Genomic DNA, 25,671 nt, shown 5'->3' on the forward strand with positions numbered 1-25,671 from the left:
CCGCCGACGGCGGGTGCGGGGAGAAGTTCCTCATGGCCGTCGAATCCGCTCCGGCCCTGAATTCCCCCCCCCGGTTCCCCGGCCTCCGCATGCCGGTACGGACCGGCGCTTCGGCGGCGAAGGGCGGGAGCACCGGTGGGGTGGAGCGCGGGTCCGGCCGTCGGGGTGCAGGGGCGGTAGGTGGTCGGCAGGGGTTGAGGCCCCGGCCGGCCGCGGCGAGGCTTGGAACCGGGCCGACCGGGCCGACCGGTGCGTGGGGCGGGGTGCCGGACGGCCGCGCGGGGGAGTCGGGAAGGAGCGTGCGGAGGAGGTCTCAGCCCGCCCGGTGGCGGTGGCAGGACTGGTCGTGCGGGGGCGCGATCAGGGAGGCGGCGATCGCCTTGTTCACGGCGTCGATCCGGGAGACCGCGCCGAGCTTGGCGAAGACGTTGCGCAGATGGCGTTTGACGGTGGCTTCGGTGATCGTCAGCCGGGTGGAGATCTGGCCGTTGCTCAGCGCCTGCGCGACCAGCTCCAGGATCTCCAGCTCCCGGGCGGACAGCACGTTCTCGGTGATGCCCTGCATCCGGGCCAGGCTGTCCCGGGAGACGGCCAGGACCATCCGGTCCGAGCCGCGGTGGACGCTGCGGACCGCCGCGAGCAGCTCGTCGCCGCACACGCTCTTCAGCAGGTAGCCCCGGATGCCGGCGTTGATGAGCCGTCGGAGCAACTGGGGGCCGTCGTACATGGACAGCATGATGATCTGCGAGGACGGCGAGAGCGCCCGCATCCTGGTGACGGTGTCGGTGGGCTCGCCGTCGGGGAGTTCGACGTCCAGCAGGACGACGTCCGGCCGGTGCCGGGCGACCTGGGCGATGGCGTCGCCGCTGTTGGCGGCCTCGCTCACCACCACCATGTCGTCCTGCGACTCCAGGATCTCGCGCACCCCCTCGCGGACCAGCGCGTGGTCGTCGACCAGGGCGACGCGGGTGGTGGCGGACGCGGGGTCAGCAGCTACGGCGTCGCGCGGGTTCATCGAGGAGCCGTCCTTTGAGAGGTACCGAGAGATCCACCCTGGTGCCGTTGTCCGGACGGCCGTTGACCAGCAGTCGGCCGCCGAGCAGTTCGGCCCGCTCGCGCATCGAGGACAGGCCGACGCCGGCGTCGGCCGGCCGCTCCTGCGGCAGCCCGCAGCCGTCGTCCTCGACGGTGGCGCGGAGCTCGTTGGGGGTGATCTCGACGTTCACCAGCAGCACCGTGGCCCGGGCGTGGCGCAGGGAGTTGCGGACGCCCTCGCGGAGGATCAGGAACACCTCGTCGAGCACCTCCGGCGGAGCCCAGGCCTCGTCCCCGTTCACCCGGAGCCGGGCGGCCACGCCGTCGGGGCCCAGCGACTCCAGGTCGTTGAGCAGGGCCTTCTCCAGGCTCTTCAACGGCTGGCGGGTGTGCAGGTCGGAGGTGACCGCGCGCAGGTGGTGCATCGACTCCTGGATGGCCTGCTGGGCGGTGGCCAGCTTGACGCTCGCCCGGTCCGGCTGCTTGTCCAGGTAGAGGGTGTAGAGCTCCAGCTGGCGGTGGGTCACGCTCATGCCGTGCCCGATCCGGTCGTGGAGCTCGCGGGCGATCCGGCGCCGCTCGTCGAGCTGCGCCTCGTGGATCTTGTCGACGAGTAACCCGGTGTACGCGGCCACCGACTCGCGGATCCGCAGGGCGACACCGCGCTCCAGTGCGAGGGTGATCAGGGTGAGGGTGTCGACTTGTCTCGATCCGGGCGGAAGGTGGCTGAATATCGTCGACAGCGCCGCGTGGAAGAAGGCCGAGGAGGCCTGGACGGATTCCCGGGGGTGGACCCCGTCCGCCGCGCGTGTCGCGCCGACGTCCCAGGCCAGCAGCTTGCACGTCTGGTCGACCTCGACCTGCCCCACGCGCAGGCTGGTGACCACGTCGGCGACGATCTGACGGGCGGTGGCCAGGGCCTGGTCCAGCGAGGCCGGGCTCTGCGCGATGGCGTTGCCGGCCGCCCGGAGCGAGGCCTCGTAGGCCTCGACTATCTCGGGCGTGCGTTGTTCGATCAGGTCCGCCACCTGTTGGCGAGTCGTCAAGGCTGCCTTCTCCAAACCGGTCACGTGCCGGCCCCCGTGTCGCCTTGGCCAAGCGGGGTCAAGATACCAGAACGCCGTGCGAATTCGAGGGCGTGAAGATGGCCTCCGGGAGGCCCCCTCGCCGGTCGAGCGTGTTCGAATCTTCAACTAGTTCAAAGGCGTGGCCGGAATGCCGGGACCGGTGACAAAGGGGGGGTCGGCCGCGCCGTGAAGAAGTGGACGGCGGCGGTGGCCGGAAGTCGTCCCGTCGTGCCGGCCGCCACCCGGCCGGGCGCGGGCGGAGGGACCGCCGGTGGTACCGGGGCCGGAGCGGAGTGGCCCGAGGGTGGAGTGTCCACTACTCCCTTCGATACCCCCCGCTCATCCCTCCGGCGCGGATGGGCCGACAGCGCCGGCGAGACCGTTGTCCGGGACTACGGCGGCTCTCTAGCGTGACGTTCACAGGACGTCCGCAATCGACCGGTACTTCCTGCATGTCCGCAACAAGAGCATCACTCCGTGCATGTCCGCAACAAGACCAGTACTTCCCGCATGTTCGCAACAAGAAACAGTTGTGAGGAACCAGACCGTGAAGGCTGACCGGCTGCCCCGGCGCTACCAGGCGTTCGTCCCGATGACCCTGCCCGACCGCACCTGGCCGGACCGGACCCCCACGGCGGCGCCGCGCTGGCTCTCCACGGACCTGCGGGACGGGAACCAGGCGCTGGCCCGCCCGATGACGCCGGCCCGCAAGCTCGCCATGTTCGACCTCCTGGTGGCGATGGGCTACCGGGAGATCGAGGTCGGCTTCCCGGTCGCCAGCCAGGACGAGTACGACTTCGTCAGGATGCTGATCGAGCAGGACCGGATACCCGACGACGTCCGCGTCTCGGTGCTGGTGCCGGCCCGCGACGAGCTGATCGAACGGACCGTGGAGAGCCTGCGCGGCGCCCGCGCCGCCACCGTCCACGTGTACAACGCGACCGCGCCGCTCTTCCGCGACCTCGTCCTCGGGATCGGCCGGCCGGAGTGCGTCGACCTCGCCCTGCGCGGCACCCGGTCGATGATGCGGCACACCGAGCGGCTGCTGGGCGACTGCGAGGTCGGCTACCAGTACTCCCCGGAGCTGTTCAACGAGACCGAGCCGGAGTTCGCCGTCGAGGTCTGCGAGGCGGTGATGGACCTCTGGGAGCCCGGCCCGGGCCGCGAGATCGTGCTGAACTTCCCGGCCACGGTCGAGCGTTCGATGCCGCACGTGTTCGCCGACCAGATCGAGTGGCTGGACCGCACCCTCTCCCGCCCCGAGTACCGCTGCCTGTCGATCCACCCGCACAACGACCGGGGCACCGGGGTGGCCGCCACCGAACTGGCCCTGCTGGCCGGGGCGAAGCGGGTCGAGGGCTGCCTGTTCGGCGGCGGGGAGCGGGCCGGCAACGTCTGCCTGGTCACCCTCGGCCTCAACCTGCTGACCCAGGGCGTCGACCCGGGCATCGACTTCTCCGACATCGACCGGGTGCGCCGCACCGTCGAGCACTGCTCCGGACTGCCGGTCTCCCCCCGCCACCCCTACGGCGGCGAACTGGTCCACACCGCCTTCTCCGGGACGCACCAGGACGCCATCAGGAAGGGCTTCGCCGCCCTGGAGGCCGAGGCCGCCGCCGCCGGCGAGAGCCCGCGCGACCGTGCCTGGCGGATGCCGTACCTGCCGATCGACCCGCAGGACCTCGGCCTCGGCTACGAGGCGGTGGTCCGGGTGAACAGCCAGTCCGGCAAGGGCGGCGTCGCCCACGTCATGAGCGCCCGGCACGGCCTGGACCTGCCGCGCGGGCTGCAGATCGAGTTCGCCCGCACCGTGCAGGCGGTCGCCGAGGCCACCGGCGCCGAGGTCGCGCCGGACCGGATCGGCCGGCTCTTCGAGCGGGAGTACCGGTCCACCGCGGACGAGACCAAGCCGCTGGCCGTACGCCACGCGCCGGTCCCCACCGAGCTGTTCGTCGACGGGGCCGGCCCCGCCAGCGCGGACGGCACGGTCCGCGCGGAGGAGGTGCGCAGCCTCGGCGCGACCCTGGCGCCCTGGGGCGTCGAGGTCCGGGACGTCCGGCACACCGGCCCCGAGGGCAAGTCCGCGGACCCGGGGCGGGAGGCCGCCGTCTACGCCCGCTGCGCCTTCCCGGACGGGCCGGCCTGGGGCTTCGGCCGGGGCCCGGGCCTGCACGCCGCCGCCTTCTCCGCGATCCGGGCCGCCGCCGCCCGGGCCGGCCAGGGCCCGGCCGAACCGGACCCGCCCGCACCGGAGCGGGCCCGGGCCCAGGGCGCCGCCCCGCTCCCCGCCGAGCATCGCTGAGCCCGAACACCAGCTGGGCCCACCACAGACCCACCGACGGGGCACCACCGGGAGCCCCGGAGCAGCACCGAGCACCACCCAGCACCACCCGAGCACCGCTGAGTCCCACGCAGCCGGTTCCCCCACCCACACCCGCACGTACGCACGAGAGAAAGTCTGAGCAATGATGCTGGTCGAACGCGATGAGCACCTGGCCTTCCTGGCCGGTCTGCTGACCGAGGCGGTCGGGGGCAGGGGACGGATCGCCGTGGTGAGCGGCCCGGCGGCCACCGGAACGAGCGCCCTGCTGGACGAGTTCGTCGAGCAGGCGGCCGGGGCGGGCGTCCTGCCGCTGACGGCGGTGGGGTCGGCCGCCGAGACCGGCCTGCCGCTCGGCGTGCTGGGCCAGCTGCTGCGCGGCGCCCCGGTGCCGGCCGAGCAGCGGGCCGCCGTCCGCGAACTGCTCGCGGCCGGCCCGGACCGGCGGGAGTCGGCCGCCCGGGAACTGAGCGCGCTGCTGCTCGACCTGGCCGAACGGCAGCCGCTCGCCCTGGTGGTGGACGACGTCCAGCACGCCGACCCGGACTCGCTGGCCTGCCTCTCCCACCTGACCCGCCGGCTCGGCCGCTCCCGGATCATGGCCGTCCTCGGCCGGACCGGCCGGGCCGCCCACCGCACCGCCGAGTTCCACCAGGAGCTGCTGCGCCGCCCCGGCTGCCACAGCCTGGTCCTGCCCCTGCTCACCCCCGACGGTGTGGAGCGGCTGGTCGCCGAGCGCCTGGGCCGGGAGGCCGCCGACCGGCTCGCCGCCGACTGCCACCGGATCAGCGGCGGCAACCCGCTGCTGCTCACCGCCCTGCTCGACGGGCAGCTCGCGGCGGTGCGGGCCGGCACCGACGACGGCGGGCTGGCCGTCGCCGACGGCTACGGGCAGGCGGTGCGCGACCTGCTGCACCGGAGCGCCCCCGGGCTGCTCCCGCTCGTCCAGGCGCTCGCCGTGCTCGGCGCCCCGGACGGGGTCGGCCGGCTGCTCGGCGTGGACGGCGCGGAGGCGGCGCGCGGCCTGCGCGAGCTGGCGGACTGCGGCCTGCTGGCCCCCGACGGCTTCCGCCACCCGGCCGCCCGGGCCGCCGTGCTGCTCGACACCGGCTCCGAGCGCAGGGCCGAACTGCACGGCAGGGCCGCCGGACTGCTGCACGCGGGCGGGGGCGCCGCGGCCGCGACGGCCGAGCACCTGCTCGCCTCCGGGCGGGTCGAGGAGGCCTGGACCGTCCCCGTACTGGAGGAGGCCGCCACGCTGGCGCTGGCCGAGGGCCGGGTCGGCCAGGCCGTCGAGTACCTGCGGCTGGCCTGCCGGGTCTGCGCGGACGGGCCCCGGCTGGCCCGGATCAGGACCGCCCTGGTCCGCGCCGAGTGGCGGATCAACCCGGGCGCCCCGACCCCGCACCTCACCGAGCTCACCACCGCCCTGCACCGCGGCCACCTGCGCCCCAGCGACGGCCTGGTGCTCGCCAAGGCCCTGCTGTGGCACGGCCGTTTCGAGGAGGCCAGGGACGTGCTGTCCCGGCTCGGCCTGGAGAGCGGCCCGCACGACCCGGAGACCGCGGCCGAGCTGCGGACCACCCGGCCGTGGCTGCGCTGCTGGTACGCGCCGCTGCTGGCGCACGTGCCGTCCGCCGAGGAGGAGCCGGACCCGCGCCCGGCGCCGTCCACCGCGGTCAGCTGGCGGCTGGAGGCGGCCACCGCGCTGGACTCGGTGCTCAGCCGCGGCCCGTCCGAGCAGGCGGTCACCGAGGCCGAGCGGATCCTGCGCACCTCCCGGCTGGACGAGACGGGCATGGACACCGTCGAGTCGGCGCTGCTCGCGCTGACCTACGGCGACCGGGCCGACCGGGCCGCGCCCTGGTGCGACGGCCTGATCGCGGAGGCGGCCGCCCGCCAGTCCCCGGGGCGCCAGGCCCGGTTGGCGACCATCCGGGCCGAGATCGCCGTACGGCAGGGCGACCTGCCCGGCGCCGAGCGGTACGCCCGGCAGGCGCTGGAGATCATCCCGGCCGGCAGCTGGGGGGTGGCGGTCGGCGGCGCGCTGGCCAGCCTGCTGACCGCGCTGACCGCGATGGGCCGCCACGACGAGGCCGCCGACCAGCTCAACCTGCCCGTCCCGGAGGCGATGCTGCAGAGCCGCTACGGCCTCCACTACCTCCAGGCCCGCGGCCGGTACCAGCTGGCCACCGGCCACCTGAACGCCGCGCTCGGCGACTTCCTCGCCTGCGGCGAGCTGATGCGCCAGTGGGGGCTGGACGTGCCCGGCCTGGTCGCCTGGCGCGGCGAGGCCGCCGAGGCGATGCTCCAGCTGGGCGACCGCGACGGGGCCCGGCGCCTGCTGGAGGAGCAGCTCGCGATGGTCGACCAGTGCGCGCCGCGGGCGCGGGGCGTGGCGATGCGCCAGCTCGCCGCCACCGGCGACCTGCGCCAGCGCCCGGCCCTGCTGCGCAAGGCCGCGGACGTGCTCCAGGAGGCCGGCGACCGGTACGAGCTGGCCCGGGCGCTCGCCGACCTGGCCAGGACCTACCACGACCTGGGCGAGCTGCGCCGGGCCAGGCTCACCGCCCGCCGCGCCTGGATGCTGGCCGAGGAGTGCCAGGCCCAGCCGCTCACCCGGCTGCTGGGCGTGGAGTTCGGCTGGAGCAGCGGCGGCGACCAGTCGGCCCGGGAGAGCGCCCCGGCGGTGTCCGACGCGGTGCTCAGCGACGCCGAGTGCCGGGTCGCCGAGCTGGCCGCGCACGGCTACACCAACCGGGAGATCGCCAAGCGGCTGTACGTGACGGTCAGCACCGTGGAGCAGCACCTGACCCGGGCCTACCGGAAGCTGCGGGTCAGCTCCCGGGTCGACCTGCCCACGGCGATGGGCGCGCTGACCCGGGCCGGCTGAGCCCCGGCCGGGCCCCCGGCGGGCCCCTGGTCGAGCCCCGGCGGGGCCGGGCAGGGGGCCCCGCCGGGACAGGGGGCCCTAAGGGGCGGACCGGGGTGTTCGAGCGGGTCCGCCCCTGCTGGAATGCGTCTGTCAGTCGTCCATGGCCGGAATTTTCCAGAAAGGGGGGCGACATGGCGCTGACCTTGTCAGAGAAGGACGTGCCACCGCTCGCGGAACAGGACGGGGCATTGCCCCGGATCATCGGCATCGCCACCGCGAACCCGCCGGACTCCTATACGCAGAGCGATATCCTCGACATATTCGGGATAACCGACCAGCGCATTCGGTCGCTTTTCATGAACAGCGCGATCGACCGCCGTTTCCTCATTCTCCCGCCGGAGGGGCCGGACGGCGGGCGCCGGATGGAGACCCAGGGCGAACTGCTCCGCAAGCACCGGGCGTCGGGCGTGGAGACGGGCGCGCGGGCGGTGCGCGAGTGCGTGGCCCGCACCGGCCTCGACCTCTCCGAGATCGGCTACATCTGCTGCGTCACCACCACCGGTCTGCTCACCCCCGGGCTCTCCGCCCACCTGATCAAGGAGCTGGGCCTCGACGTCCGAACCAGCCGGCTCGACGTGGTCGGCATGGGCTGCAACGCCGGGCTCAACGGCCTGACCGCGGTGGCCGGTTGGGCCGCCGCCAACCCCGGGCGACCGGCCCTGATGGTCTGCGTCGAGACCTGCTCGGCGGCCTACGTCTTCGACGGCACCATGCGCACCGCGGTGGTCAACAGCCTGTTCGGCGACGGCGCCGCGGCGGTGATCCTGATGGCCGACCCGGACGGCCAGCTGGACCGCCCGGAGAGCGGCGTGCGGGCCGAGGGCCCGACCGTCCTCAAGTTCTCCAGCCGCATCATCCCCGAGGCCGTCGACGCGATGCGCTACGACTGGGACGACGACCAGGGCAAGTTCAGCTTCTTCCTGGACCGCGACGTGCCGTACGTGGTCGGCGCGCACGCCGAACTCGTCGTCGACAGGCTGCTGGAGGACACCGGCCTGCGGCGCAGCGACATCGCCCACTGGATCGTCCACTCCGGCGGCAAGAAGGTCATCGACTCGGTCCAGATCAACCTCGGACTGACCCGGCACGACGTCCGGCACACCACCGGGGTGCTGCGGGACTACGGGAACCTCTCCAGCGGCTCGTTCCTGTTCTCCTACGAGCGGCTGATGGCCGAGGGTCAGGTCCGGCCCGGCGACCTCGGGGTCTTCATGACGATGGGCCCCGGATCGACCATCGAGACGGCCCTCGTCCGGTACTGACCGGAATGCACCAGACACAGCCCGCACCTTCCGAAAGAGGAATTCCCATGTCCGTCAGCGAACTGCTTCCCGAACGCACCGGGTCGGCCGGGCGCCACGTCCTGATCGACTGCTCCGCGCCGCTGACCGAGCAGCTGATCGGCCAGGTCGTCGAGGTCTGCGACGAACTGGAGGACGCCGACCGGGCGACCTTCGCCGTGCTGCACGTCGAGGGGACGGCCGGCGTCCGCGAGCAGGCCTGGCCCGGCGAGGTCGGCATCCACCTGGTCAACAAGTGGGAGCGCGCGCTGCGCCGCCTGGAGCGCGTCCCGGCCGGCGTCCTCGCCGTCGCGGCCGGCGAGTGCGCGGGCCCGGCGCTGGACCTGCTGCTGGCCGCCGACCACCGGATCGCCACGGCGGACACCCGGCTGAGCCCGGCGGTCACCGCCGGCCGGCTGTGGCCCGGCATGGCCGTCCACCGCCTGGTCCAGCAGCTGGGCGTCGCCCGCGCCCGCCGCCTGGTGCTGTTCGGCACCGAGGTCACCGCGGCGGAGGGCGCCGAGCTGGGCCTGTTCGACCGGGTCGTCGAGGACCGCGCGGGCGTCGCCGCCGCCGTCGAGAGCGCCGGCGCGCTGCTCGGCGGGCTGGTCGGCGGCGAGCTGGCTATCCGCCGCCGGCTGCTGCTGGACGCCACCACCACCAGCTTCGAGGAGTCGCTCGGCGCCCACCTGGCGGCCTGCGACCGGACGCTCCGCAACCAGTCCGCCGACCGGGCCTGACCCGTCCGGCGCCCGACCGTCCCGTGCCCGGGCGGGCGGGCGCCCGACCCGACCCGTACCCGACCCACCGAGGGAAACAGCTGTCATGACCGTCCCAGTCTTCACCCTGGACACCGCGCGCAGCGTGGACACCGCCCCGGAGGCCAGGCTGTCCCGGCAGCGCTTCCTGCGGGAGCACGTCGCAGAGGTCTACGGTGCGCTCACCGAGGAGCGCACCGTCCACCTGCGACTGGACGAGCTGCTGCGCCGGGCCGGGGAACGCCACCCCGGCCTGGTGCCCGGCGAGGCGCAGCTGGCCGCCGAGCACGGGCTGCGGCAGGCCGACAAGGAGGGCCTGGAGATCGACCAGGGCATCTTCCTCCAGGCCGTCCTCGCCCACCCCGAGTGCGGCCGGCACCTGATCGACGCGATGCTGCGCCCCACCGAGCGGGCGCTGGCCCTGCTCCCGGAGTTCAGCCGCACCGGCAGCGCCGACCTCGGCGTGGTCCGGATCGAGCGCCGCGACGGCACCGCCCACGTGACCGTCCACAACGACCACTGCCTGAACGCCGAGACCAACGCCCATGTCGAGGACATGGAGACCGCGGTGGACCTCGTCCTGCTCGACCCGGCCACCGAGGTCGGCGTCCTGCGCGGCGGCGAGATGACCCACCGGCGCTACCTCGGCCGCCGGGTGTTCAGCGCCGGGATCAACCTCACCGAGCTGCACGAGGGCACCATCTCGTACGCGGACTTCCTGATGCGCCGCGAGATCGGCTACATCAGCAAGATCTACCGCGGCCTGCTGGTCGACGACGACCGCGCCTGGCCGCAGCGCACGCTGGAGAAGCCCTGGGTGGCCGCCGTGGACACCTTCGCGATCGGCGGCGGGGCGCAGCTGCTGATGGTCTTCGACCACGTGATCGCCGCCGCCGACAGCTACTTCAGCCTGCCGGCCGCCCAGGAGGGCATCGTCCCCGGCCTCGGCAACCTGCGCCTCACCCGGCTCGCCGGCGGCCGGGTCTCCCGCCAGGTCATCCTCGGCGGGCGCAAGATCTGGGCCCGCGAGCCCGACGCCGCCGCGCTGTTCGACGAGGTGGTCGAGCCCAGGGCGATGGACGCGGCCGTGGAGGCCGCCGCCGCCCGGCTGGCCAGCCCCGCGGTGGTCGCCAACCGGCACATGCTCCACCACGCCGAGGAGCCCGTCGAGACCTTCCGCCACTACCTCGCCGAGTTCGCCCTCCAGCAGGCCCTGCGGCTGTACGGGCTGGACGTGATCGCCAAGGTCGGCGCGTCGTGGACCCGCCGCCCGGCGAAGGACGCCTGATGCGCCCGGTCGAGGCGATGCTGGAGATCCTCCGGGCCGAGGGCGTCACCACCGTCTTCGGCAACCCCGGCACCAGCGAACTGCCCTTCACCGACGCGCTCAGCGCGGCCGGGGACATCGACTACGTGCTCGGCGCCCACGAGGGCTCGGTGGTCGCCATGGCGGACGGCTACGCCCGGGCCACCGGCCGCACCGCCTTCGTCAGCCTGCACATCGCGGCCGGCCTCGCCAACGGCCTGGTCGGGCTGCTCAACGCCAGCCGCTCGCGCACCCCGATGGTGGTCACCGCGGGCCAGCAGGACCGCCGCCACCTGGCCTGCGACCCGATGCTCTCGGGCGACCTGATCGGCCTGGCCTCGGCGGCGGTCAAGCAGACCTTCGACGTCCAGCACGCCCACGACCTGCCGCTGATGCTCACCCGGGCCTTCGCCGCCGCCCGGCGCGCCCCCGCCGGGCCGGTGTTCCTGTCCATCCCGATGGACCTGCTCACCGAGGACGTCGACGTCGAGATGCCCGGCCGCTCCACCCTCGCCCCGCAGGGCCCGGCCACCGAACTCGCCGCCGCCGCCGGGCTGCTGGCCGCCGCCGAGCGCCCCGCCCTGGTGGCCGGGGACGCCGTCGGCCGCGACGGCGCGGTGGCCGAACTGACCGCGCTCGCCGAGGCGCTCGGCGCGGTGACGTACCACCAGCCGATGAACGACAACCTGGACTTCCCCACCTCGCACCCGCTGTACGGCGGCATGCTGGGCGCCACCCACGCCGCGATCCGGGAGACCCTGGCGGCCCACGACACCGTCCTGATCGTCGGCACCCACGCCTTCATGGCCCACCACTACACCCCCGGCTCGCCGATCCCGGAGACCACCACCGTCCTCCAACTGGACGCCGACGCCGCCGAACTGGGCCGCAACTTCGGCGTCCGGCTGGGCCTGCACGGCGCGCTGCGGCCCTCCCTGGCCGCCCTCGCGGAGCAGCTCGCCGGACGCGTCCCGCGGGCCGCCGAGCGGACCGCCGCCGCCGGCCGGCGGGCGGCGGCCGGGTGGGCCGCCACCGACCGCGCCGCGCTCGCCGCGTACGGACCGGGCCCGCTCGACCCGCTGGCCGCCGCCCACGCCGTGGCCGCCGGACTGCCCGAGGACGCCGTCGTGGTCGAGGAGGCCATCACCACCGGCCTGCGGCTGCGCCAGGTGCTCCGCCAGGACCGCCCGGGCTCGTACCTGCACACCGTCGGCGGCGGCCTCGGCCACGGCATCGGCGCCGCCGTCGGCCGCCGGATGGGCGACGACAGCCGCCCGGTGGTCGCCGTGCTCGGCGACGGCTGCGCGATGTTCGGCCTCCAGGGCCTGTGGGCGGCCGGCCACTACCGCGTGCCGGTGACCTTCGTGGTGATGAACAACGGCGAGTACCGCACCCTCAAGGAGACCCTGGACACCTGGGACAGCCGCTCCACCCGGGGCGGGCGCTACCTCGGCCTGGACCTGGCCTTCGGCCCGGACAGCGGCCGCCACCGGCTGGACTTCCGGGCCGCCGCCGAGTTCTTCGGCATCGAGGCCGTCCGGGTCTCCCACCCCGCCGAACTCACCGAGATCGTCGCCAAGTCGGCGTCCGCGACCGCGCCGCTCCTGGTCGACGTGCCCATCACCGGGCACACCCCGCCTCGTTGAACCGGGGGCGTGCCCGACGGACACGCCCCGGTACGCCGTTCGTCGGGGCCGAACCACTGACAAGGGAGGTGGCCGCGATGAGCGGTCTCATTCAGCTGGACGCCGGGCTCGACCCGGCACTCTCCGGTGGCGAGCTCCAGGTACGGGAGCCCGCCACCGGGCGCCCGATCGCCGTGGTCTCGCTGGCGGCGGCCGCGGACGTGGACCCCGCCGTGGCCGCCGCCGCGCAGGCCCAGCCCGGCTGGGCGGCGACCCCGCCGACCGGGCGCGCCGCCGTCATGCGCCGCGCCGCCGCCGTGCTGGAGCGCCACCGCCAGGAGATCGTCGACCTGCTGGTCCGCGAGGGCGGATCGGTGCGCGGCAAGGCCGACTTCGAGGTCGGCGCCGTCCTGGACGAGCTGTGGTCCGCCGCCGCGCTGCCCACCCGCCCCAACGGCCACCTGCTGGCCTCCGAGCCGGGCCGGGAGAGCTTCGCCCGCCGGGTGCCGCTCGGGGTGGTCGGCGTGATCAGCCCCTGGAACGTGCCGCTGGTGCTGGCGATGCGCGCGGTCGCCCCCGCGCTGGCCCTCGGCAACGCCGTGGTGGTCAAGCCCGACGTGCACACCCCGGTCTCCGGCGGCCGGGTGATCACCCGGCTCTTCGAGGAGGCGGGCCTGCCCGCCGGGCTGCTCCAGGTCCTGCCCGGCGACGCCGAGGTCGGCGAGGCCCTGGTCCGTCACCCCGACGTGCCGATGATCGCCTTCACCGGCTCCAGCGAGGTCGGGGCCAGGATCGGCGCGGTCGCCGGCGGCATGCTCAAGCGCGTCTCGCTCGAACTCGGCGGCAACAACGCCCTGATCGTCCTCGACGACGCCGACCTCGACGCCGCGGCCTCGTCCGGGGCCTGGGGCTCCTTCTTCCACCAGGGCCAGATCTGCATGGCCGCCGGGCGCCACCTGGTGCACCGCGCCGTCGCCGACCGGTACCTGGAGCTGCTCGCCGACCGCGCCCGCAAGCTGCGCCTCGGCGACCCGTTCCGCGAGGAGGTCGACCTCGGCCCGGTCATCGGCGAGCGGCAGCTCGACCGGGTCGAGCGGATCGTCCGCGAGTCGGTGGCGGCCGGCGCCGTGGTGCTGGCCGGCGGCGCCCGGCGCGGCCCGTTCTTCGAGCCGACCGTGCTGGCCGGCGTCACCCCCGACATGCCCGCCTTCACCGAGGAGGTGTTCGGGCCGGTCGCCCCGGTCACCGTGGTCGCCGACGACGACGAGGCCGTCGAACTGGCCAACCGGACCGCGTACGGGCTCACCGCCGCCGTCCAGACCGGCTCGGTGCGGCGCGGCCGGGCGATCGCCGACCGGCTGCGCACCGGCATGGTCCACGTCAACGACCAGACCATCAACGACGAGGCCCACGTGCCGCACGGCGGCCGCGGCGCCTCCGGCAACGGCACCCGGCACGGCTCCGAGCACAGCTGGGACGAGTACACCCAGTGGCAGTGGCTGACCGTCCGCGAGACCCCGGCGAGGTACCCGTTCTGATGGCCGAGCCGACACGGGTGCGGTACGAGAGGAAGGGCCGGGTCGGGTACGTCACCCTCGACCGGCCCGAGGTGCTGAACGCGATGGACCTGCGCATGCACGAGGAGCTGTGCGGGATCTGGGACGAGGTCGAGGCCGACCCCGAGGTCTGGGTGGTGGTGCTGGCCGGCGCCGGGGACCGGGCCTTCTCGGTCGGCCAGGACCTCAAGGAGCTGGCCGAACGGGTCAGGGCCGGCACCGCCACCTCCACCTTCGGCAGCCGGGGCAAGCCGGGCTACCCCCGGCTCACCGAGCGGTTCGCGCTCTCCAAGCCGGTCGTCGCCCGGGTCCAGGGCTTCGCCATGGGCGGCGGCTTCGAGCTGGCGCTGGCCTGCGACATCATCGTCGCCGCCGAGGACGCCGTCTTCGCGCTGCCCGAGGCGAAGCTCGGCCTGATCGCCGGCGCCGGCGGGGTGTTCCGGCTGGCCCAGCAGCTGCCCTACCGGGCCGCGCTGGGCCACCTGATGACGGGCCGCCGGCTGAGCGCCCGGCGCGCGCTGGAGTACGGGCTGGTCAACGACGTGGTGCCGGCCGGGGAGCTGGACGACTGCGTGGACGGCTGGGTGCGCGACATCCTGCGCTGCGCCCCGCTGTCCGTCCGCGCGGTCAAGGAGGCGGCGGCCAAGGCCCTCACCACGCCGCTGGAGCAGTCCTTCGCCACCCGCTACGTCTGGGAGGAGCGCCGGATGCACAGCCGGGACGCCGAGGAGGGCCCGCTGGCCTTCCTGGAGAAGCGCGAACCGGAGTGGACCGGCACCTGACGCGACAGTGACGGCAACGACGAGGCCGCCGCCGGGAATCCGGCGGCGGCCTCGGTCGTCGTGCGGTGACCGCGTCGACCGCGGCGACTACGGGACGATGACCAGGCGCTTGTGCCCGGTGTCCTCGGCCTGCCAGGCCTGCTCGATCTCCGCGAGCGGCACGGCCCGGGTGTCGATCCGGATCTCACCGGCGGCGGCGCCCGCCATCAGGCGGTTGAACATGTCCAGGAACGCCTGCGGCGGCGGGAAGCCGCCGCCCACGATGGTCAGGCCCGCGCTGCGGATCGTGCCGGCCGACAGTTCGATGGTGGCGCCCGCCGACTCGCCGATCTGCACCAGCCGGGGGCCGGAGCTCTTCAGGTGGAAGTCCTTGCGGGTCATCGCGGTCAGCAGCGCCTCGGTCGGCTTGCCCCACAGGTAGTCCAGGATCACGTCGTACCCGGTGTCGCCGGCCGCGGCGGCGAAGGCCTCGGCCATCTCCTCCTGGGTGCCGTTCAGCGGGACGGTGGCGTCCGCGCCGTACTCGCCCAGGGTGTCCAGGACCTCCTGGTTGCGGCCGGCGGCGACGACCCGTCCGGCGCCCAGGTGCTTGGCGATCTGGATGGCGAGCTTGCCGGCGGCGCCGGTGGCGCCCAGCACCAGGACGGTCTCGCCGGGCTGCAGCTTGGCGGCGTGCTCCAGCGGTATCCACGAGGAGAGCGCCGGGTTGGGCAGCGCGGCGGCGGTGAGGTCGTCCACGCCGTCCGGCACCGGCCAGGTGAACGGGGCGCGGGCGACGGTCAGTTGCGCCATCGAGCCGTACGGCTTGCGGGCCCCGCCGAAGAACACCCGGCTGCCGTCCTCCAGTCGGCCGACGCCGTCCAGGCCGACCACCGCGGGCAGGTTGTCGGAGCTGGCGAAGTGGCCGCCGCCGGCCACCGCCTTGGTGGAGGGGTTGAGCGCGGCCGCCAGGACCTGGACGAGCACCTCGCCCTCGCCCGCGGTCGGCTCGGGGAACCGCTCGAAGCGGGGCGGCTTGCCGAGCGTGTGGAGGACTGCGGCGTCCATGGTGCTACTCCATTCACAGGTGATCGGGCCGAACGTACGCCGGTCCCCGGCCGAGGGCGGCCGGGGACCGGGGAAAACATCAGTTGATCAGACCGGCTTCCTTGGCCGCCAGTTCGAGCTCGGCGGGGGTGCCGGTGAAGATGGTGCGGACGTGCTCGGTGACGGCCTCGACCGGCCAGTCCCACCAGGCGATCCGGGCGAGCCGGTCGATGTCCGCGTCCTCGAAGCGCTTCTTGATCAGCTTGCCGGGGTTGCCGCCGACCACGCCGTAGGCCGGCACGTCGGAGGTGACCACGGCCCGGGTGCCGATGATCGCGCCGTCGCCGATCGTCACGCCCGGCATGATCACGGCCTCCCGGCCGATCCACACGTCGTTGCCGATGACGGTGTCGCCGCGGCTGGCGACGGTAGCCAGCGCGTCCACCGTCCGCGCGGTCCAGTCCCCGCCGAACATGAAGAACGGGTAGGTGGTGGAGCCGATCATCGGGTGGTTGGCGGCCGGCATGATGAACTGGGTGCCGGTGCCGATGGCGCAGTACTTGCCGATCACCAGCTTCTCGGGCCCGAAGTTGTAGAGCACGTTCCGGGTCTCGAACGCCGCCGGGTCGTCGATGTCGGCGTAGTAGGTGAATTCCCCCACCTCGATCAGCGGCGAGCTGATCAGGTTCTTCAGGAACACCACCTTGTTGTCCATTCCCGGAAGGTACGTCTGGGAAGGGTCGGGGCTGACGGGCATGGCCTCTCCTCGTGCGGGACTATGCCTTGACGGCGGTGACGAACAGGAAGTTTCTGGGGCCGGACAGGTCGCGCACGGTCATCCCGGCGTCGGCCAGCCAGCCGGTGAGCTGCTCCGGGTCGAAGGAGCCGCGGTGCGCCTGGCGCTCCAGCCGGCTCTGGAACTGTCGGTAGAGCGGGTCGGCGGCCTGACGGAAGGTCATCACCGTGAAGGTGCCGCCCGGGCGCAGGCAGCGGCCGACCTCGTGGATCGCCCGCTCCGGGTCGGGGATGGCCTGCAGCGCGTTCCAGCAGTTCACCCCGCCCAGCGAGGCGTCCTCGAACGGCAGCTCCAGGGCGCTGCCGCGGACGGTGAGGACCCGGTCCAGCTTGGCCCGCAGCTGGGCCAGCATCTCGGCGGAGAGGTCCAGCGCGATCACCCGCTCCTCGCCGAGCGAACGGGCCAGCACCCTGGTCCAGCGGCCGGCGCCGGCCGCCAGGTCGAGCACCGGGCCGTCGACCGGCCGGACGTGCTCGGTGAGGTAGGCGTCCTCGTCGTCGAGCGACACCCAGCCGCCCCAGTTGGCGCCCATGATCCGGACGAACCCGGCCCGCAGGCCGCGCTCGTACCGGCCGGCCAGCAGCGGGTCGCTCGGGCCGGACGGCTGGTCGTGGAAGTCCAACAGCCCGTCCACCGACGGGAATACGGCCTCGCAGCCGGTACAGACGGCGGCCTCGGTGCCGCCGGTCAGCGGCTGCCGGCAGCGCGGGCAGCGGACGGCCCGGGCGTGGCCCCGCAGGACGTCCGCGGCCGGGGACGGCTCGGCGGTCCGCTCCTCCTCGGGGGCGGGCAGCACGAACGGGGACACCGTGGCGCCGTGCTCGCAGGCCCAGACCGCCTTGGCGCCGGAGTAGGCCAGCAGCGCCCGGGTCTCGGTCGCCCACAGCTCGGCGGTGCGCTCGGCGGGCAGGCCGAGCCACTGGTCGAGCGCGGGGGCGGTGGCCCGCTCCTGCTCGGTCAGGCCCCAGACGGCGGGGGAGGGGAAGACCCGGCCGAGGTTCCACCGGGTCGCGGCGTCCGCGGTCTCCCAGGGCTGGAGGCAGCGGGCCAGCCGGGACAGGTCGTCCTGGTCCACCCCGGTGCCGGGGAGGGCGGCGAGGATCCGCTCGCCGTCCTCGGGGAAGTGGCCCAGCAGGAAGAACAGGGCGGCGTCGCGCCCGGCGTCCGTCCCGCCGTCCGACAGCAGCCGGAGGTAGCGGTCCAGGCCGGCCCGGACGGCCTCGTGGGCGGGGAAGCCGCCGTCCGGGCCGGCGGCCTCGGCCAGCAGCCCGAGCAGCAGGGCGAGCCTGGCCTGGTGCGCGGGCGGGACGGTGTCCAGCGCGTCCAGCAGGGCCGGAATTCCGGCGAGCGCGTCCGGGCGGAGGGAACCGTCCGCCTGGAATTCCGCGGCGAGCCGGCGGAATGCGCCGTCGAGTTCGGCGGGGGTCGAGCCGGTGAATTCGTCGATCGTGGCGCGCGCGACCGAAATCGCGCTCGTGTCACTCATGGTGCGGAGCCTACCCGTCCCGGTCTGCGAGGCAGATCCGAATATGGTGCGAGAAGCGTGTTCTGAGGGGAATTCAGGGGGTGTAGGGGGGTGTTAGGGGATGAGCAGGACGCGGCCGCTGGTGCGGCGCTCCTCGACGGCGGCGTGCGCCTCGGCGGCCTGGCCGAGCGGGAAGCGGGAGTCGATCCGGACGGTCAGCTTCCCCTCGCGCATCCACTGGAAGCAGCGCTCCAGGAAGTTCAGCGGCGGCCAGGACTCGTCGAAGAAGTGCGGCAGGCAGAAGCGGGTGACGAACAGCGAGCCCTTGTCGTTCAGCGTCATCAGGTCCAGCGGCGGGACGAAGCCGCTCGCCTGGCCGAAGTTGATCAGGTAGCCGCGCGGGGCCAGGCTGTCGAGGTTCGCCTCGAAGGTGTCCTTGCCGACCGCGTCGTAGACCACCCGGACGCCCTCGCCGCCGGTGATCCGCTTGACCTCGGCGGCCACGTCCTCGGTGCCGCCGGAGACGATCACCGCCTCGGCGCCGGCCTCCTTGGCGACGACGGCCTTCTCCTCGGCGGAGACCACGCCGATGACCCGCGCGCCGCGCATCCGGGCGAACTGGGTGATCAGCGTGCCCACGCCGCCGGCCGCCGACTGCACCAGGGCCCAGTCGCCCTCGGCCAGCGGGTACGCCTCGTGGGTCAGCTTGTACGCGAGCAGGCCCTGCACCGGCAGGCCGGCCGCCTCGCCGAGGTCGATGTCCTCCGGCACCGGGATCAACTGCGCGGCGGGGGCGATGACATGGCTCGCGTACGAGCCGGCCGCCAGGGCCCAGGCGACCCGGTCGCCGACCCGCACGCCGGTCACGTCCGGGCCGAGCGCCTCGACGTAGCCGGAGCCCTGGTAGCCGGGCTCCAGCGGGAGCGCGGCGTCGGCCCGGTAGTAGTCGCGCTTGGCGAGGTCGCCGCGCCGGTTGAGGATGTCGAAGAAGGTGACGGCCGCGGCGTGGGTGCGCAGCAGCACCTGTCCCGGGCCGGGCTCGGGCAGTTCGAGGTCCTCCAGCTCCAGCACCTCGGGGCCGCCGTAGGCGTGCTGACGGATGATCTTCATGGCGGGTGTCACTCTCTCTGGGAACGGGTGGTGTGCGAGCTGATGGACCGTCAGCGCGGCTTGGCGTTGAGGTAGTTGCTGAAGGCCTTGATCTGGAAGCGCTGGAACCCGGTGAAGGAGATGCCGTCCTTGGAGCGCTTGAAGAGGCCGGGCACCGACTGGCCCTGCTTCCCGGTCGCCGCGGCGTAGTGGTAGAGCATCTTGACCCGGCGGCGGCGGATCTTCTCGTAGCGGCGCAGCAGTTCGGCGGGGGAGCCCTGGCCGGAGAGCGCCCGCCCGATCACCCAGGCGTCCTCCAGTGCCTGGTTGGCGCCCATGCCGGTGCGCGGCGGGACGGCGTGCACCGAGTCGCCGAGCAGCGTCACCGGGCCGCGCCCCCACACCTTGGGGACCTGGTGCAGGATGTGCGGGAAGACCTGGACGTCCTCGTCGCTGATCGACTCCAGCAGCTCGGGCAGCGGGGAGGAGAAGCCGGCGAACCGGGCCCGCAGGTTGGCCACCGCGGACTGCGGCCGGCCGTCGGCGCCGATCGGGCCGGTGCCGTCGGGGGAGCCGGGCGCGCCGGGCGGGACCGCGTCGCCGTCCGCCCACGGCGTCTCGAAGGCCCAGTAGAGCATGGACTCGCCGAGCGGGTGCATCACGCACAGGCCGTGCTCGCCGGCCATGGTCTGCACCCGGTTGCTGTTGGTCAGCTCCACCGGCAGCGGGGTGGTGCCGTGCCAGGTCGCCCAGCCGGTGTGCTCGGCCGGCGAGAAGCCGAAGAGGTGCTTGCGGACGAAGGAGCGGTGGCCGTCCGCGCCGATCAGCACGTCGGCCTCGATCCGCCGGCCGTCCTCGAAGGTGATCGCGACCGGCCCGTCCGTCCCCGGCGCGGGCTCGTCGATGACGGTGGCGCGGGCGCCGAACCGCAGCACGCCCGGCGGCAACGCGGCGGCCAGCACCTCGACCAGCTCGCTGCGGCGGATCACCTTGTTCGGCGAGCCGAAGTCGCGCGCGATCCGGTCGAGGTCGACCTTGACCAGCGGCTGGCCGGTCTCCGAGGTGATGTCCACCCGGTCGAGGCGGTGGCCGAGGTCGGTGTGGTCGATGCCCAGCTGGGTCAGGATGCCCGTGGCGTTCGGCCACAGGATCACCCCGTAGCCGCCCTTGCGGAGCTCGTCCGCCTGCTCGTAGAGCTCGACCTGGTGGCCGGAGCGGGTGAGCGCCAGGGCGGAGGCGACGCCGCCGAGCCCTGCACCGATGATGACGATCTTCATGAGCTGTCTCCTGAGGAGGTTCGAACGGTGGATCAGCGGCCGGCCGTCAGAGGGGTCTGAGGGCGGGCTCGACGGCGTCGGCCAGCCACGCCAGCACGGTGCGCGCGGTGGTGTCGGAGTGGTCCTCCAGGACCGAGAAGTGGTCGCCGGGGGTGTCCAGGGCGGTGTGCGGGAGCGACCAGACGGCCTGCCAGCCGGCCGACTCCCGGATCTCCTCGGTCCACGGGTCGGCCGCCCGCACCAGCAGGGTCGGTACGGCGATCCGCTCCGGGCACCAGCCCGCGAAGAGCCGGTGGTACGCGCCCATCGCGGCCAGCCGGGTGTCGTCGGCGAGCGCGAAGGCCGACTCGCGGTCCTTCATCGCGGCGGACATCGACGGCTCCAGCAGCGGCAGTTGGTCGTAGTCCGGGTCGTAGCTGTCGACCAGGGCCAGCCCGGCCGGGCCCGCCCCGAGCCGCTCCAGCCGGGCGGCCACCGCGTGCGCGATCCAGCCGCCGGCCGAGCGGCCGACCAGGACGAACGGCCGGCCGCCGGTGTGCCGGAGCACCGACCCGGCGTGCAGGCCGGCCAGCGCGTCCAGGTCGGCGGGCGGCAGCTCGCCGGCCAGGAAGCCCGGCTGGGGCAGCACCAGGACCTCGCGGCGGCCGCGGCAGGCGGCGGCGAACCGGGCGTACTCGTGCGGGCCGGAGACCGGGCCGAAGGACGGCAGGCAGACCAGCACCGGGCCGTCCGGGCTCTGCGCCAGCCGGACCGGCTCGGCGGCCGGGGCCTCCTCGGCGGTCCGGAACGAGGGCCGGCAGCCGGCCGCGGCCTTGAGCAGGTCCAGCGCGGCCATCGAGGAACCCTGCTCGCAGGCCTGCCAGTAGAGCGTCGCCAGCGGGCCGTCGGGCTCGGCGCCTGTGGTGGTGCCCGCTCCGGCGGTCCGGCCGTCGGCGTCGGCGTCGGCGTCGGCCCGCTCGGCGAGGCGCTCGCGCAGGTGGGCGGCGAGCAGCGCCGGGGAGGGCTGGTCGTAGATCAGGCTGGTGGCCAGCCGGAGCCCGGTGGCCGCGCCCAGCTGGTTGCGCAGCGCCAGCGCCGTCAGCGAGTCGAAGCCGAGTTCGAGGAACCGCCGCCCCGGGTCGACCTGTTCGGGCCCCGCGTGGCCGAGCACCCCGGCCACCGCGCCGCGCACCAGGTCGAGCAGGATCCGCTCCCGCTCCACCTCCCCGGCGTCCGCCAGCCGCCCGGCCAGCCGCTCGGCGGCGGACGGGCCCGCGGTGTCCTCGGGGAACTCCCCGGCCGGCTCCTGGCGCCGGGCCGGCGCACCGGCCGCCAGATCGCGCAGCAGCGCGGGCAGCGGCCCGGGAGCGGCCCGGCGGCGGATGGCGGGCAGGTCAAGGCGGGCGGTCACCAGGGTGGCGTCCCCGGCCGCCAGCGCGGCGTCGAACAGGGCCAGGCCCTCGGCGGAGGAGAGCGGGGCCACCCCGCCGCGGACCATCCGGGACAGCTCCGCCTCGGCCAGCCCGCCGGTCATCCCGCTGGGTTGCGCCCACAGGCCCCAGGCGAGCGACTGCGCGGGCAGGCCCCGGGAGCAGCGGCGCTCGGCGAGCGCGTCGAGGAAGGCGTTGGCCGCGCCGTAGCTGGTCTGGCCCGCGCTGCCGAGGGTGGCGGCGGCGGAGGAGAACAGCACGAAGGCGGCCAGGTCGTGGCCGGCCGTCAGGTCGTGCAGGTGGACGGCGGCGTCGACCTTCGGGCGGAGCACGGTGTCCACCCGCTCGGGGGTGAGCGAGTCCAGGATGCCGTCGTCGAGGACGCCGGCGGTGTGGATGACGGCGGTGAGGGGGTGGTCGGTGGGGATGTCGGCGAGCAGCGCTGAGAGTTGGTGGCGGTCGGCGGTGTCGCAGGCGGTGACGGTGACGGTGGCGCCGAGTTCGGTGAGTTCGGTGGTGAGCTCGGCGGCGCCGGGGGCGTCGGGGCCGCTGCGGCTGGTGAGCAGCAGGTGGCGGGCGCCGTGGTCGGTGACGAGGTGGCGGGCGAGCAGGGTGCCGAGGGTGCCGGTGCCGCCGGTGACCAGGACTGTCCCGGCCGGGTCGATCGGGCGGGCCGGCTCGTGGGGGACGGGCAGCAGGCGGGCCGCGTGCGGAACGCCGTCGCGGATCACCAGCTGGGGCTCGTCGGTGGCCAGGGCGGCGGGGACCGCCGCGGCGGAGGCGGCGGAGTCGTCCAGGTCGAGCAGGGCGAACTGGCCCGGGTACTCCGCCTGGGCGGAGCGGACCAGTCCCCACACCGGGGCCAGGGCGAGGTCGTCCAGGCCGGGGCCGGCGGCGCGGCGGGTGGCCAGGACGAGGCGGGAGGCGGCCAGCCGGGGTTCGGCGAGCCAGGCGCGGAGCAGGTCGAGGGTCCCGTTGACGGCGGCGCGGACGGCCGTCGGCAGCCCGGCGTCCGGGCCCGCCGCGGCAGGCAGGTGGTAGAGGACGGTGGCGGGGACGGCCTCGGCGGCGGCGAGGGCGGCCAGGTCGGCGTACGGGACCAGCCCGTCGGTGGAGCCGGGCCCGGCGTTGAGGACGGCGATCGGGCCGTCCGGGCGGCCGGTGCGGGCTCCCCCGACGGGCCGCCAGACCGTCCGGAACAGGGCGCCGGCCGAGGCGTCCTCGCGGGGCCCCTCCAGCCAGTAGCGGCCGCGCTGGAAGGGGTAGGTGGGCAGGTCGACCCGGCGGGCCCCGGCGAGGGCGGGGGAGAAGTCGACCGGGACGCCCCGGACGTGCAGCCGGGCGGCGGAGGCCAGGAAGACGGTCGGGCCGCCGTGGTCGCGGCGGAGCGTGCCGCAGGTGACGGTGGGCGCGGCCGTCTCGTCCAGGGTCTCCTGGAGTCCGGGGGTGAGGACGGGGTGGGGGCTGATCTCGACGAAGGTGGTGAAGCCCTCGGCGAGCAGGGCGCGGACGGCCTCCTCCAGCCGGACGGTCCGGCGCAGGTTGCGGTACCAGTAGGCGGCGTCCATCGTCGTGGTGTCCAGCCACCGGTTGTCGACGGTGGAGTGGAAGGGGATGTCGGCGCCGCGCGGGGTGACGGGGGCGAGCAGGGTGAGCAGGTCGTCCTGGATCCGCTCGACGTGGGCGGAGTGGGAGGCGTAGTCGACGGGGATGCGGCGGGCGCGGATGCCGTCGGTGGTGAGGCGTTCGAGGAGTTCGTCGAGGGCGTCGGCGTCTCCGGCGACGACGGTGGAGCTGGGGCCGTTGACGGCGGCGACGGAGATGCGGTCGTGCCAGGGGGTGAGGTCGATCTCCCCGGCGGGCTGGGCGACGGAGACCATGCCGCCGTTTCCGGCGATGGCGGTGATGGCCTGGGAGCGGAGGGCGACGACCCGGGCGCCGTCCTGGAGGGTGAGGGCGCCGGCGACGGTGGCGGCGGCGATCTCGCCCTGGGAGTGGCCGATGACGGCGTCGGGCTGGACGCCGTGGGCCTGCCAGAGGGCGGCGAGGGAGACCATGACGGCCCACAGGGCGGGCTGGACGACGTCGACACGGTCGTAGCCGGGTGCGCCGTCGGCGCCGCGCAGGACGTCGAGGAGGTTCCAGTCGGTGAACTCGGCCAGCGCGTCGGCGCATTCGGCGATCCGCTCGGCGAACACCGGCTCGCTGTCCAGGAGTTCGACGGCCATGCCGACCCACTGCGAACCTTGCCCGGGGAACACGAACACCGTCCGCCCGGTCACGTCCGCCGTACCGGCCACCACGGCGGCCGGGTCCTGCCCGGCGGCGTAGGCGGCGAGCGCGGCCCGGTCGGCGCCGACCAGCACCGCGCGGTGGGGGAAGGCGGAGCGGCCGGTGGCCAGCGAGTGGGCGACGTCGACGGCCGCGAGCGCGGGGTGGGCGTCCAGGTGCTCGGCGAGGCGCCCGGCCTGGGCCCGTACAGCGGCCTCGGTGCGGCCGGCCAGCAGCCACGGGGCGCTGGTGCCGGCCGACGGGGCCTGCTCCTCGGTGGGCTCCTCGCCGGGCTCCTCGCCGGGCTGCTCCTCCGGGGCCTGCTCGACGATGACGTGGGCGTTGGTGCCGCTGATCCCGAAGGAGGAGACGCCGGCCCGGCGCGGGCGGCCGGTCTGCGGCCACTCCCGCTCCTCGGTCAGCAGCTCCACCGCGCCCGCCGACCAGTCCACGTGCGAGGACGGCCGGTCCACGTGCAGGGTCCGGGGCAGCACGCCGTGCCGCAGCGCCAGCACCGTCTTGATCACCCCGGCCACCCCGGCCGCGCTCTGGGTGTGGCCGATGTTGGACTTCACCGAGCCCAGCAGCAGCGGGAGTTCACGGTCCTGGCCGTAGGCGGCGAGCAGTGCCTGGGCCTCGATCGGATCGCCGAGGGTGGTGCCGGTGCCGTGCGCCTCGACGGCGTCCACGTCGGCGGCGGTGAGACCGGCGGAGAGCAGGGCCTGGCGGATCACCCGCTCCTGGGCCGGGCCGTTGGGGGCGGTGAGCCCGTTGGAGGCGCCGTCCTGGTTGACGGCGCTGCCGCGCAGCACCGCGAGCACCGGGTGCCCGTTGCGGCGGGCGTCGGAGAGCCGCTCCAGCAGCAGCATGCCGACGCCCTCGGAGAACCCGGTGCCGTCCGCCGCGTCCGCGAAGGCCTTGCACCGGCCGTCCGCCGCCAGGCCCTTCTGCCGGGTGAACTCCACGAACAGTCCGGGCGTGGACATCACCGCGACGCCGCCCGCCAGGGCCAGGTCGCAGCCCCGGCGGCGCAGCTCCTGGATCGCCAGGTGGATCGTCACCAGCGAGGAGGAGCAGGCGGTGTCCACGGTGACGGCCGGGCCCTCCAGGCCCAGCGCGTACGAGACCCGGCCGGTGGCGACGCTGCCCGCGCTGCCGTTGCCCAGGTAGGCGGCGACCTCGTCGGGCACCTCGTCCAGCCGGGCGGCGTAGTCGTGGTACATCACGCCGGCGAACACGCCGGTCCGGCTGCCGCGCAGGGTGAGCGGGTCGATGCCGGACCGCTCGACGGCCTCCCAGGAGGTCTCCAGCAGCAGCCGCTGCTGCGGGTCCATGGCGAGGGCCTCGCGCGGGCCGATGCCGAAGAAGCCGGGGTCGAACTCGGCGGCGTCGTAGAGGAACCCGCCCTGGGCGGTGGCGCTCTGCTCGCCGAGGTCCCAGCCGCGGTCGGCGGGGAACGGCCCGATGCCGTCGCCGCCCTCGGTGAGCAGCCGCCAGAAGTCCTCGGGCGTGCGCACCCCGCCGGGCAGCCGGCAGGCCATGCCGGTGACGGCGATCGGCTCGTCGGCGATCGCCGACAGCCGCTCGTTCTGCTTCCTTTTCGGCGCGGGGTTGTTGGTATTTGCGCGCGGCGCCTCGCCCCTCCGCGCCGGCGGGGTCGTGATGCTGTTCTCT

Annotated in this window: 15 protein-coding genes and 1 pseudogene; 8 read left to right on the top strand and 8 right to left on the bottom strand. The window is 74.6% G+C overall.

Annotated features, from left to right (window positions below; translation table 11 throughout):
- Positions 1-313 precede the first annotated feature (313 nt).
- Positions 314-1,015 (bottom strand): response regulator, encoded by a 702-nt coding sequence (locus ACWDCZ_RS20690; RefSeq protein WP_049659142.1) that lies wholly within the window; start codon positions 1,013-1,015, stop codon positions 314-316.
- Positions 987-2,081, bottom strand: coding sequence for a sensor histidine kinase (locus ACWDCZ_RS20695; protein ID WP_158077755.1), 1,095 nt, complete (start codon positions 2,079-2,081; stop codon positions 987-989). Before ACWDCZ_RS20695 ends, ACWDCZ_RS20690 begins: the two co-directional genes overlap by 29 nt.
- A gap of 553 nt (positions 2,082-2,634) precedes the next feature.
- Here ACWDCZ_RS20695 and ACWDCZ_RS20700 point away from each other — a divergent pair.
- The 8 genes from ACWDCZ_RS20700 (at position 2,635) to dpgD (ending at position 14,664) form a co-directional block, all read left to right on the top strand.
- Positions 2,635-4,404, top strand: coding sequence for a 2-isopropylmalate synthase (locus tag ACWDCZ_RS20700; RefSeq protein ID WP_449816605.1), 1,770 nt, complete (start codon positions 2,635-2,637; stop codon positions 4,402-4,404).
- Positions 4,405-4,567: 163 nt separating this feature from the next.
- Positions 4,568-7,315, top strand: coding sequence for a helix-turn-helix transcriptional regulator (locus ACWDCZ_RS20705; protein WP_449816606.1), 2,748 nt, complete (start codon positions 4,568-4,570; stop codon positions 7,313-7,315).
- Between the two features lie 173 nt (positions 7,316-7,488).
- Entirely contained in the window at positions 7,489-8,619 is a 1,131-nt protein-coding gene (gene dpgA, locus ACWDCZ_RS20710) for a 3,5-dihydroxyphenylacetyl-CoA synthase DpgA (RefSeq protein WP_449816607.1), read from the top strand.
- A gap of 47 nt (positions 8,620-8,666) precedes the next feature.
- On the top strand, positions 8,667-9,377 hold the full coding sequence (gene dpgB, locus ACWDCZ_RS20715; RefSeq protein WP_049658312.1) for an enoyl-CoA-hydratase DpgB: 711 nt from the start codon (positions 8,667-8,669) through the stop codon (positions 9,375-9,377).
- Between the two features lie 85 nt (positions 9,378-9,462).
- Positions 9,463-10,683, top strand: a complete 1,221-nt coding sequence (dpgC, locus tag ACWDCZ_RS20720) for a (3,5-dihydroxyphenyl)acetyl-CoA 1,2-dioxygenase DpgC (protein ID WP_053112401.1) — start codon at positions 9,463-9,465, stop codon at positions 10,681-10,683.
- Entirely contained in the window at positions 10,683-12,347 is a 1,665-nt protein-coding gene (locus ACWDCZ_RS20725) for a thiamine pyrophosphate-binding protein (protein ID WP_449816608.1), read from the top strand. Before dpgC ends, ACWDCZ_RS20725 begins: the two co-directional genes overlap by 1 nt.
- Before the next feature lie 77 nt (positions 12,348-12,424).
- On the top strand, positions 12,425-13,864 hold the full coding sequence (locus ACWDCZ_RS20730; protein ID WP_049652975.1) for a benzaldehyde dehydrogenase: 1,440 nt from the start codon (positions 12,425-12,427) through the stop codon (positions 13,862-13,864).
- Positions 13,864-14,664 carry an enoyl-CoA-hydratase DpgD gene (dpgD, locus tag ACWDCZ_RS20735; RefSeq protein WP_049652977.1) on the top strand — a complete coding sequence of 267 codons (801 nt, stop codon included), beginning with the start codon at positions 13,864-13,866 and terminating at the stop codon, positions 14,662-14,664. Before ACWDCZ_RS20730 ends, dpgD begins: the two co-directional genes overlap by 1 nt.
- An 87-nt stretch (positions 14,665-14,751) precedes the next feature.
- Here dpgD and ACWDCZ_RS20740 read toward each other — a convergent pair whose 3' ends face one another.
- From ACWDCZ_RS20740 to ACWDCZ_RS20765, 6 genes and pseudogenes are all read right to left on the bottom strand, one after another.
- Positions 14,752-15,711 carry a quinone oxidoreductase family protein gene (locus ACWDCZ_RS20740; RefSeq protein WP_117490417.1) on the bottom strand — a complete coding sequence of 320 codons (960 nt, stop codon included), beginning with the start codon at positions 15,709-15,711 and terminating at the stop codon, positions 14,752-14,754.
- Between the two features lie 79 nt (positions 15,712-15,790).
- Positions 15,791-16,447, bottom strand: coding sequence for a CatB-related O-acetyltransferase (locus tag ACWDCZ_RS20745; protein WP_388051534.1), 657 nt, complete (start codon positions 16,445-16,447; stop codon positions 15,791-15,793).
- 19 nt (positions 16,448-16,466) lie between these two features.
- Positions 16,467-17,972 carry a class I SAM-dependent methyltransferase gene (locus tag ACWDCZ_RS20750; RefSeq protein ID WP_449816609.1) on the bottom strand — a complete coding sequence of 502 codons (1,506 nt, stop codon included), beginning with the start codon at positions 17,970-17,972 and terminating at the stop codon, positions 16,467-16,469.
- Positions 17,973-18,065: 93 nt separating this feature from the next.
- Positions 18,066-19,061: a quinone oxidoreductase family protein gene (locus ACWDCZ_RS20755; RefSeq protein WP_049652986.1), complete on the bottom strand. Its 996-nt coding sequence runs from the start codon at positions 19,059-19,061 to the stop codon at positions 18,066-18,068.
- A 50-nt stretch (positions 19,062-19,111) separates the two neighbouring features.
- On the bottom strand, positions 19,112-20,317 hold the full coding sequence (locus tag ACWDCZ_RS20760) for an FAD-dependent oxidoreductase (protein ID WP_049652989.1): 1,206 nt from the start codon (positions 20,315-20,317) through the stop codon (positions 19,112-19,114).
- Positions 20,318-20,363: 46 nt separating this feature from the next.
- Positions 20,364-25,595: pseudogene (locus ACWDCZ_RS20765) on the bottom strand (SDR family NAD(P)-dependent oxidoreductase); the annotation flags it as partial.
- Between the last annotated feature and the right edge of the window lie 76 nt (positions 25,596-25,671).

The organism is Kitasatospora sp. NPDC001225 (assembly GCF_053597855.1).

Bases quoted from the DNA above. Each gene is read 5' to 3' on its own strand.
- ACWDCZ_RS20725 (WP_449816608.1), top strand. From the start codon at position 10,683: ATGCGCCCGGTCGAGGCGATGCTGGAGATCCTCCGGGCCGAGGGCGTC.
- dpgC (WP_053112401.1), top strand. From the start codon at position 9,463: ATGACCGTCCCAGTCTTCACCCTGGACACCGCGCGCAGCGTGGACACC.
- ACWDCZ_RS20705 (WP_449816606.1), top strand. From the start codon at position 4,568: ATGATGCTGGTCGAACGCGATGAGCACCTGGCCTTCCTGGCCGGTCTG.
- ACWDCZ_RS20755 (WP_049652986.1), bottom strand. From the start codon at position 19,061: ATGAAGATCATCCGTCAGCACGCCTACGGCGGCCCCGAGGTGCTGGAG.
- dpgB (WP_049658312.1), top strand. From the start codon at position 8,667: ATGTCCGTCAGCGAACTGCTTCCCGAACGCACCGGGTCGGCCGGGCGC.
- ACWDCZ_RS20750 (WP_449816609.1), bottom strand. From the start codon at position 17,972: ATGAGTGACACGAGCGCGATTTCGGTCGCGCGCGCCACGATCGACGAA.
- ACWDCZ_RS20745 (WP_388051534.1), bottom strand. From the start codon at position 16,447: ATGCCCGTCAGCCCCGACCCTTCCCAGACGTACCTTCCGGGAATGGAC.
- dpgA (WP_449816607.1), top strand. From the start codon at position 7,489: ATGGCGCTGACCTTGTCAGAGAAGGACGTGCCACCGCTCGCGGAACAG.
- ACWDCZ_RS20690 (WP_049659142.1), bottom strand. From the start codon at position 1,015: ATGAACCCGCGCGACGCCGTAGCTGCTGACCCCGCGTCCGCCACCACC.
- dpgD (WP_049652977.1), top strand. From the start codon at position 13,864: ATGGCCGAGCCGACACGGGTGCGGTACGAGAGGAAGGGCCGGGTCGGG.
- ACWDCZ_RS20760 (WP_049652989.1), bottom strand. From the start codon at position 20,317: ATGAAGATCGTCATCATCGGTGCAGGGCTCGGCGGCGTCGCCTCCGCC.
- ACWDCZ_RS20730 (WP_049652975.1), top strand. From the start codon at position 12,425: ATGAGCGGTCTCATTCAGCTGGACGCCGGGCTCGACCCGGCACTCTCC.
- ACWDCZ_RS20740 (WP_117490417.1), bottom strand. From the start codon at position 15,711: ATGGACGCCGCAGTCCTCCACACGCTCGGCAAGCCGCCCCGCTTCGAG.